Source organism: Streptomyces sp. 8L (assembly GCF_020176795.1).
Classification (GTDB): domain Bacteria; phylum Actinomycetota; class Actinomycetes; order Streptomycetales; family Streptomycetaceae; genus Streptomyces.
Genome location: NZ_JAIUKE010000487.1, coordinates 1 through 8,722 on the forward strand (window position 1 = coordinate 1; position 8,722 = coordinate 8,722).

Annotated in this window: 10 protein-coding genes and 1 pseudogene; 10 read left to right on the plus strand and 1 reads right to left on the minus strand. The window is 71.9% G+C overall.

Going from position 1 to position 8,722, the window contains the following annotated elements:
• Positions 1–96 precede the first annotated feature (96 nt).
• From LCE31_RS31980 to LCE31_RS32000, 5 genes are all read left to right on the plus strand, one after another.
• On the plus strand, positions 97–1,548 hold the full coding sequence (locus tag LCE31_RS31980; protein WP_225020620.1) for a menaquinone biosynthesis decarboxylase: 1,452 nt from the start codon (positions 97–99) through the stop codon (positions 1,546–1,548).
• Positions 1,545–2,468 (plus strand): menaquinone biosynthesis prenyltransferase MqnP, encoded by a 924-nt coding sequence (gene mqnP, locus LCE31_RS31985; protein ID WP_225020622.1) that lies wholly within the window; start codon positions 1,545–1,547, stop codon positions 2,466–2,468. Before LCE31_RS31980 ends, mqnP begins: the two co-directional genes overlap by 4 nt.
• A gap of 15 nt (positions 2,469–2,483) precedes the next feature.
• Positions 2,484–2,879 carry a Uma2 family endonuclease gene (locus tag LCE31_RS31990; RefSeq protein ID WP_308042336.1) on the plus strand — a complete coding sequence of 132 codons (396 nt, stop codon included), beginning with the start codon at positions 2,484–2,486 and terminating at the stop codon, positions 2,877–2,879.
• A gap of 168 nt (positions 2,880–3,047) precedes the next feature.
• Positions 3,048–3,326: a hypothetical protein gene (locus LCE31_RS31995; protein WP_225020624.1), complete on the plus strand. Its 279-nt coding sequence runs from the start codon at positions 3,048–3,050 to the stop codon at positions 3,324–3,326.
• A gap of 98 nt (positions 3,327–3,424) precedes the next feature.
• Positions 3,425–3,619, plus strand: a complete 195-nt coding sequence (locus LCE31_RS32000) for a hypothetical protein (protein WP_225020627.1) — start codon at positions 3,425–3,427, stop codon at positions 3,617–3,619.
• A gap of 40 nt (positions 3,620–3,659) precedes the next feature.
• On the opposite strand, the gene LCE31_RS32005 is transcribed toward LCE31_RS32000, so the two are convergent.
• On the minus strand, positions 3,660–4,211 hold the full coding sequence (locus tag LCE31_RS32005) for a rhomboid family intramembrane serine protease (RefSeq protein WP_225020630.1): 552 nt from the start codon (positions 4,209–4,211) through the stop codon (positions 3,660–3,662).
• A 202-nt stretch (positions 4,212–4,413) separates the two neighbouring features.
• Between LCE31_RS32005 and LCE31_RS32010 the strand changes: the two are divergent.
• The 5 genes and pseudogenes from LCE31_RS32010 to LCE31_RS32035 form a co-directional block, all read left to right on the plus strand.
• Positions 4,414–5,103, plus strand: a pseudogene (locus tag LCE31_RS32010) (UbiX family flavin prenyltransferase); the annotation flags it as partial.
• 245 nt (positions 5,104–5,348) lie between these two features.
• Positions 5,349–5,801 (plus strand): Lrp/AsnC family transcriptional regulator, encoded by a 453-nt coding sequence (locus tag LCE31_RS32020; protein WP_225020632.1) that lies wholly within the window; start codon positions 5,349–5,351, stop codon positions 5,799–5,801.
• A 329-nt stretch (positions 5,802–6,130) separates the two neighbouring features.
• A complete protein-coding gene (mqnE, locus tag LCE31_RS32025; protein ID WP_225020634.1) occupies positions 6,131–7,294 on the plus strand; it encodes an aminofutalosine synthase MqnE in 1,164 nt (387 codons plus the stop codon).
• Between the two features lie 13 nt (positions 7,295–7,307).
• Positions 7,308–7,853, plus strand: coding sequence for a GNAT family N-acetyltransferase (locus LCE31_RS32030; protein WP_225020628.1), 546 nt, complete (start codon positions 7,308–7,310; stop codon positions 7,851–7,853).
• A gap of 87 nt (positions 7,854–7,940) precedes the next feature.
• Positions 7,941–8,192, plus strand: coding sequence for a DUF4229 domain-containing protein (locus tag LCE31_RS32035; RefSeq protein WP_225020636.1), 252 nt, complete (start codon positions 7,941–7,943; stop codon positions 8,190–8,192).
• The last annotated feature ends 530 nt before the right edge of the window (positions 8,193–8,722 follow it).

Below are 8,722 nucleotides of genomic sequence, written 5' to 3' on the forward strand. Positions count from 1 at the left end.
CCCTTGGCCCGCCGCCGTCGCGCCGCCACCGGGCAGCCGTACCCCGGACCCGCCGCCATCGGGCCGCCACCGGGGCGGTGGCCGATACTGGTGGGCATGGCTTACGACGATCTTCGCTCGCTGCTTCGGGCCCTGGAGCGCGAGGGCGACCTCAAGCGCGTGAAGGCCGAGGTCGATCCGTACCTGGAGGTCGGGGAGATCACCGACCGCGTCAACAAGGCCGGCGGCCCCGCGCTCCTCTTCGAGAACGTGCGCGGCTCCTCGATGCCGCTCGCCATGAACGTGTACGGCACCGACCGCCGCCTGCTGAAGGCGCTCGGCCTCGCCTCGTACGGGGAGATCGGCGAGAAGATCGGCGGCCTGCTGAAGCCGGAGCTGCCGCACGGCTTCGTCGGCGTGCGCGACGCCTTCGGCAAGCTCGGCACGATGGTCCACGTACCGCCGAAGAAGGTGAAGGAGGCCCCGGTCCAGGAGGTCGTGAAGACCGGGGACGACGTCGACCTGGACGAACTGCCCGCGCTGTTCACCTGGCCCGAGGACGGCGGCTCCTTCTTCAACCTGGGCCTCACGCACACCAAGGACCCCGAGTCCGGCGTGCGCAACCTCGGCCTCTACCGCCTCCAGCGGCACGACCGCCGCACCATCGGCATGCACTGGCAGATCCACAAGGACAGCCGCAACCACTACGCGGTGGCCGCGCGGCGCGGCGAGCGGCTGCCGGTCGCGATCGCGTTCGGCTGCCCGCCCGCCGTGACGTACGCCTCGACGGCGCCGCTGCCCGGCGACATCGACGAGTACCTGTTCGCGGGGTTCGTGCAGGGGCGCCGCATCGAGATGGTGGACTGCAAGACGGTCCCGCTCCAGGTGCCGGCCGCCGCCGAGGTCGTCCTCGAAGGCTGGCTGGAACCCGGCAAGACCCTCCCCGAGGGCCCGTTCGGCGACCACACCGGCTTCTACACGCCGCAGGAGGACTTCCCCGCGCTGACCGTCGACTGCGTGACGATGCGCAGGCGGCCCCTGCTCCAGTCGATCGTGGTGGGCCGGCCGCCCACCGAGGACGGCCCGTTCGGGCGGGCCACGGAGCGGTTCTTCCTGCCGCTGCTGAAGATCATCGTGCCGGACATCGTGGACTACCACCTGCCTGAGGCCGGCGGCTTCCACAACTGCGCGATCGTCTCGATCGACAAGAAGTACCCCAAGCACGCGCAGAAGGTCATGCACGCGGTCTGGGGCGCCCACATGATGTCGCTGACGAAGCTGATCGTCGTCGTGGACGCCGACTGCGACGTGCACGACCTGCACGAGGTGGCGTGGCGCGCGCTCGGCAACACCGACTACGCGCGCGACCTGACCGTCGCCGAAGGCCCGGTCGACCACCTGGACCACGCCTCCTACCAGCAGTTCTGGGGCGGCAAGGCCGGTATCGACGCGACGAGGAAGCTGCCCGAGGAGGGGTACACCCGCGACGGCGGCTGGCCGCATATGGTCGTACCGGACCCGGAGACGGCGACACTGGTCGACCGTCGGTGGAAGGAGTACGGCCTGTGAGTACGACGGCGGACGGGGCCATCGGGAGCCCCGAACCGATCCCGCACGGCGGCAAGGTCCGGGCCTTCCTGCGGCTCGTGATGATCGAGCACTCGGTGTTCGCGCTGCCGTTCGCGTACATCGCCGCGCTGACCGCGATGGAGCGCCTGGACGACAGCGTCCACTGGTGGAAGCTGCTGCTGGTGACGGTCGCGATGGTCGGCATGCGGACGTTCGCGATGGCGTGCAACCGCATCATCGACCGGGAGATCGACGCGCGGAACCCGCGCACCGCCACGCGCGAACTGGTGACGGGCGCGGTGTCGGTGCGCTCCGCGTGGACCGGTGCGATCATCGCCCTGCTGGTCTTCCTGGCCGCCGCCGCGCTGCTCAACCCGCTCTGCCTGGCGCTCGCGCTGCCCGCGGCCGTGCCGATGGTGCTCTACCCGTACGGCAAGCGCTTCACGTCCTTCCCGCACGCCATCCTCGGCGTCGCGCAGGCCATCGGCCCGATCGGCGCGTGGATCGCGGTCACCGGGACCTGGTCGTGGGACGCGGTGATCCTGGGCCTCGCGGTGGGCGTGTGGATCGGCGGCTTCGACCTGATCTTCGCCTGCCAGGACGTGCGCGCCGACCGCGCGCACGGCGTCAAGTCCGTGCCCGCGCGCTTCGGCATCCCGGCCGCTCTGCACGGCGCACGCGCCGCGCACCTCGTCACCACGGGCCTGCTGGTCTGGTACGGCCTCGCCATCGGCGCGGGCCCGCTGTACTGGGTCGGCCTCGGGATCGTCGCGGCGGCGTTCGTCTACGAGCACACGATCGTCCGCCCGCACGACCTGTCCCGCCTGAACCGGGCGTTCTTCCAGGTCAACGGCTTCATCGGCATCGCACTCTTCGTCTTCGCGCTGCTGGACCTGATCGTCAAGGGGCTGCGGGGCTGAGGGCGTCGCGAGCGCATGCACTCGACGGGATTCACCTCGGACGTCGCCTTCGTCTTCGACGACGAGACCGAGCTGTGCCCGGACCTGGCCGTGATCCCGGCCGCCGAGGCGGCGGAGAACCGCAGCGCCTACGACCCCGACCTCATCGAACTCGTCGTGGAGGTCGTGTCGCCCGGCAGCGTACGGCGGGACTACGAGATCAAGCCGGACCTGTACGCCGCGCGCGGCATCGCCAACTACCTGGTCTTCGACCCCTACCAGGCGCACTGCCTGACGCTGTGGCACCCGGCCGCCGGCGGATACCAGGGCCGGGACACCGTCCCGTACGGCAAGGACATCACGCTCGACACCGGGCTCGGCGCCCTGACCATCGCCACGGACGGGCTGCCCCGGGACCCCTCCGCCCGCTGAGGCGGGCCGCTCCAGGCCTGGTCGACGTCGGGCGGTTGACTCGTCCGGGTGGCCAATGACGAATCCGGTGACCATCGATGCCCCTGGGGCTAGGGGCGGTGCAGGATTCCCGTGCGAGTGGGGAGCGACGGCGCGATCGTGCCGTCCACGAAGGGGGAGGAGTACACAGTGTCAGCGCAGCCCGAACATCCAGCTCCCGGTAGGCGCGTCCCGATCCCGCAGACGGGCCGGGCCATCGGAGACGCCCTGCCGGCGGAGAAGCGGCTCGCTTTCTACGCGGAACTGCTGGCGGCGGAGGCCGGCGCCCCCATCAACGCGGTCCTGCGGAAATGGTGGATGGAGGCCATGTTCGACGCCGTCCCGGGCCGTGCCCGGAGGCTGGCCAACGCCGACGCGGGACGCAACCTGGTCCCGCTGCCCGACCCCGCCGGCGGGCAGGGTGAGTGACGGCTTCGAGCGGGGCTGGACGGTCTACTGCGAAGAGGAAGCCGCGTCCGTGCTGGGAGGCCATCCGGGCGACCGGGCATCCCGATACGCACGACCATGTGGTGGCCTTCCTGGCGGGATGGGCCGTCGAGGCCGGCAAGGCGGCTGACGACGGACGTCCGATGGCCGGTGATCTCCTCAGTGACGGCCGTTACGGCGTCCTCGTACCAGGCACGCCCGTGCTGATCAGCTACAGCCGCTACCCGGGGATGCGCGAGTTCCGCGTTACCGACGTTGTCCGGTTCGACGGTTGACGGCCACGCGGACCCGGGGCGTACCCCGTCCGGGCCGGCCCTACACCCCCGGCGGCAGCGCACCCGGGCGCGGGCCGCGTTCGCGGCGGAAGAGGAAGGCCGCGAGGACGCCGCCCACCAGGCCGAAGGCGTGCGCCTGCCAGCTGATGCCGGAGTTGCCGGGGAGCGCGCCCAGCAGGATCGAGCCGTAGACGGCGAGGACCACCAGGCCCAGGACGACGTCCCACACGCGACGGTTGACGAACCCGGTGATCACCAGGAACGCCAGCAGGCCGAAGATCACGCCGGACGCGCCGATCGTGACCGAGTTGCTCGGGGCGGTCAGCCAGACGCCCAGGCCGCTGACGACCGTCACCGTCAGGACGATGCCGAGGAACCGGCGGATGCCGCCGAGCGCCACCAGGAACCCCAGCGCGAGCAGCGGGAACGTGTTGGACGCGAGGTGCGCCACCCCGCCGTGCAGGAACGCCGCCGGGATGATGTCCAGCAGCTCGCCGGGCTTGCGGGGCGTGATGCCCAGCGTGTTCAGCGAGTCGCCGGTGGCCTCGTCCACGCCGAGCAGCACCCACAGCAGCACCACCCAGCCGGCCATGACCGCGCCCGCGGCCTTGACCCGCCCGATGCCGCCGTTCGCGGCCCGCGCCGCCCTGTCCGCGGCGGAGGTCCCGCCCGGCCTCTTGGTGGAATCCGTCCCGTACGCCATCGCAGCCCCCTGCTCCCGAGCCTGACGTGCTGGAAACGTCCGGCACCCCGCCCCGGGTTCCTCCCGGACGCCGCCGGATAGGCTCAGCCCCGTGAGCACATCCGAGGGAGCGTCGGGCCGGCACGCCCCCGAACCCCGCAGGCCCTGGCTCGTCGGGGTGTCCGGCGCGTCCGGGACGCCGTACGCGGCGGCGCTGCTGCGCGGTCTGCTCGCGGCGGGGGAGAGCGTGGACCTGGTCGTCAGCCGCGCCTCCCGCCTCACCCTCCTCGACGAGACCGGTATCGCGTTCCGTGACGCGCACTGGCGCGAGGACCTCGCGGCCTGGCTCGCGCGGGGCGCCGACGGAGACCCCGCCGCCTTTCCCCCGCCCGACCTGTCCGGCGTACGGCACTGGGCGGCGGGCGACCTCGCCGCGGGTCCCTCGTCCGGCTCGTACCCGGCCAAGGGCATGCTGATCATGCCCGCCTCCACGGCCACCGTCGCGGGTGTGGCGCTCGGCCTGTCGAAGGACCTGCTCCAGCGGGCGGCGAGTGTGACGCTGAAGGAGCGCAGGCCGCTCGTCGTCGCCGTGCGCGAGACACCGCTCACCGGGCAGACCCTGCGCCACCTCGTCGCCCTGGACGATCTCGGGGCCGTCGTCCTGCCCGTGTCGCCCGCCTTCTACGCGGGCGCGACCCACATCCAGGACCTGGTGGACTTCGTCGCGGGGCGTGCGCTCGACCGGGTCGGAGTCGGGCATGCCCTCTACCGGCGCTGGGACGGCGCCATCGGCGGCGCGTCGCGGGCGCGGCGGGATGCCGCCCCTGAGGCCCCGGAGTCCCCGGGCACGTCGGCCCCCCGGGCTCCCGGGCAGAAGCCCCCAGGGCCGCGGCCCCCGGGATCGGGGCTTCCCGGATCGGGGCCGACGGGCTCGGAGCCTCCCGGATCGGGGCCGACGGGGTCGGGATCGTAGGGCGCCCGGCCCTTCGGCCTTCGCTCTGCCTTGTACTCTTGCTGAATCGCTGAATGATGGAAGGCATCAGGCATATGGACGGCGTGGACAGGCAGCTCATCCAGGCGCTCCGGGAGAACGGCAGGGCCTCGTACGCCGAACTCGGCAGGCTCGTCGGCCTCTCGGGCCCCAGCGTCACCGACCGGATCAACCGCCTGGAGTCCGCCGGGGTCATCACCGGCTACCGCGCCACCGTGGACTCCGCCTCGCTCGGCCTCGGCGTGGTCGCGCTCATCGGCATCTCGCTGTCCGACGCCGCCGACCACGAGGATGTGGCCCGCCGCCTGCGCGACCTCGGCGAGATCGAGGACTGCTGGTTCATCGCGGGCGACGACTCGTTCATGCTCAAGGTCCGCGGCGAGAACGTGGACAGCCTGGAGCGCACCATCCGCCGCCTGAGCGGCACGAAGGGCGTCTCCCGCACCCGCACGACGGTGGTGCTGTCCACCAAGTGGGAGAACAGGGTCGGCGAACTCCCCACGGAGTGAGCCGGCGAACTCCCCGCGGAGTGCGCGGCGTCCGCGCGCCCGGACCGGGTGCCGGGGGGGGGGGGGGGGGCCCGGCCCCGGGGGGGGGGGGGGGGGGGGGGGGGGGGGGGGGGGGGTGGTGGGGGGGGGGGGCGGGGGGGGGCGCCGCCGCCCCGGGGCGGGGGGCGGGGCCGCGGGGGGGGGGGGGGGGGGCGCCCGGGCGCGGGGGGGGGGCCCCGGCGCCCCCCCCCCCCCCCCGACCGGGGTGTCGGCGGGATTGTCGGTACGGGGGCGTAACCTCGAAAAGGCTCATGAACGGGCCGATCACCAGCCACAAGGGAGGCGGCTATATGGACGCGGGGCTCAAGCGTGAGCTGGAGCAGAAGGTCCGCGACGGCGAGCGGCTGTCCCGTGCGGACGGCGTCGCGCTGTACGAGTCGGACGACCTGGCCTGGCTCGGCGGCCTCGCCCACGAGGTGCGCACGCGCAAGGCGGGCGACGCGGTGTACTTCAACGTCAACCGCCACCTGAACATGACGAACGTGTGCACCGCGTCGTGCGCGTACTGCTCGTTCCAGCGCAAGCCGGGCGAGAAGGACGCGTACACGATGCGCATCGAGGAGGCCGTCCGCCTCGCGAAGGCGATGGAGGGCGAGAACCTCACAGAGCTGCACATCGTCAACGGCCTGCACCCCTCGCTGCCGTGGCGCTACTACCCGCGCTCCCTGAAGGCGCTGAAGGAGGCCCTCCCGCAGGTCTCCCTGAAGGCGTTCACCGCGACCGAGATCCACCACTTCGAGACGATCTCCGGCATGTCGGCCTCCGACATCCTGGACGAGCTGATCGAGGCCGGCCTCGAATCGCTCACCGGCGGCGGCGCCGAGATCTTCGACTGGGAGATCCGGCAGCACATCGTGGACCACCGCACCCACTGGGAGGACTGGTCCCGGATTCACCGCCTCGCGCACGAGAAGGGCCTCAAGACCCCGTCCACCATGCTGTACGGGCACATCGAGGAGCCCAGGCACCGGGTGGACCACGTGCTGCGGCTGCGCGAACTCCAGGACGAGACGGGCGGCTTCCAGGTCTTCATCCCGCTGCGCTACCAGCACGACTTCGTGGACATGAAGGACGGCAAGGTACGCAACCGCCTCCAGGCGCGCACGACGATGGCGACCGGCGCCGAGGCCCTGAAGACCTTCGCCGTCTCCCGGCTGCTGTTCGACAATGTGCCGCACGTGAAGGTGTTCTGGGTCATGCACGGCCTCCAGACCACGCAGCTCGCGCTCCAGCACGGCGCGGACGACATGGACGGCTCGGTCGTCGAGTACAAGATCACGCACGACGCGGACAACTACGGCACGCCGAACAAGATGTCCCGCGAGGACCTGCTCGACCTGATCCGCGACGCGGGCTTCCGCCCCATCGAGCGCAACACGCGCTACGAGACGGTGCGCGAGTACCCGGGCCCCGACGCAGGGCGCCGCGAGTCGCCGCAGCCGATGCGGGTGTGAGGACGTACCGATCATGACGCTCACGTTCACCCTGGACCCGTCGTTCGACAGCGAAAAGGGCGGTCCCGCGCTGCGTGACGGCCTGCTCGCGCTGTGGGCCGACGTGTCCAACGCGGGCGGCGCCGTCGGGTTCGTACCGCCGGTGACGCCCGAGGACGTCCGGCCCGAACTGCTCAAGCACCTCGCCGCGATGGCGGAGGGCCGTACGCGCCTGCTGGTGGGCCACGATGAGGCGGGCGCGGTCGCCGCGACCGCGTTCCTCACCCTCAACACCCACCGGCTGATGCGCCACTGGCTCTGGCTGTACACGGTGATGGTGCACCCGAGGCACCAGGGCAAGGGGTACGGACGGCAGCTGATGGCCGCGGCGGCGGAGGCGGCCCGCGGCTTCGAGGGCATCGAGGCGATCCGGCTGACCTGCCGGGGCGGCACCGGCGCCGACCGGTTCTACGCGGCCTGCGGCTACAAGGAGGTGGGCCGGGTGCCCGGCGCGATCCGCGTCGGTCCCGGCGACGACCGCGACGACGTCATCATGCTGCTCCCGCTGAGTGCCGCCTGAGACCGTCGTGCTTCACTGGAAGGCACTAGCCCGGAAGAGAGAAGGCCCGCAGTGATCCGGCAGCCAGGAGTCACCGTCCGCTACACCATGGCGCGTATCGCCATCTTCGTCGGGTGCTTGGTCGTGGTCGCGGCCCTTGCCCGGTTCGGCGTGGTGCCCCGTGGTCTCGGCGACTCGAACATCATCTGGGTGCTGCTGCTCGCCCTCATCGTGTCCGCCCCGATCAGCTACGTGGTGCTGCGCAAGCAGCGCGACGAGATGTCGATGAAGGTGTCGGGCCGGGTGGAGCGGGCGCGCGCCAAGCTGGAGGCGAACCGCGCCCAGGAGGACGTCGAGTAGGACGCGCTCGCCGCGCCGTTCTCAAGCGGGACGCCGCTGGCCGCGTCCGGCGTCGTCCGGCACTTGAGCGTTGTGCGCCCGTGTCCGGCACCTGAGCGTGCCGCGCCCCTGTCCGGCACGTGGACACGCCGGGCGGCGCCGCGTGATCCCGCTCACAACATCTTGCGCCCCCGTTTCCCCAACTGCCGTGGGGAAGCGGGGGCGTTGTCATGTGCGCTGCCAATTTGGCTCAAAGAATGGCTTTGAGCAACCCAAAGTCGCCGTGTTAACTGTCGCTCATGACCAGATCTGTGCACGCCGAACATGACATGAGCATCCCGCTCCTGTCGCTCGTGTCGCGCCTGCATGTCGATCTCTGCCGCTGCATGTCCGCGGTCTGTCGCCGCCCGGCCTGACCTCACGGTCCCCGGCGTCCAGCCCGGTCCCGCACTACCCGTGCAGCGGAGTCCCGCGCCCTTCGAGCGCGACCGCGCGCGTGCCCCGGTGGCCGGGGGCCGCGGCCGGGGCCGGCCCGCCCCGTCCCCTTCCCC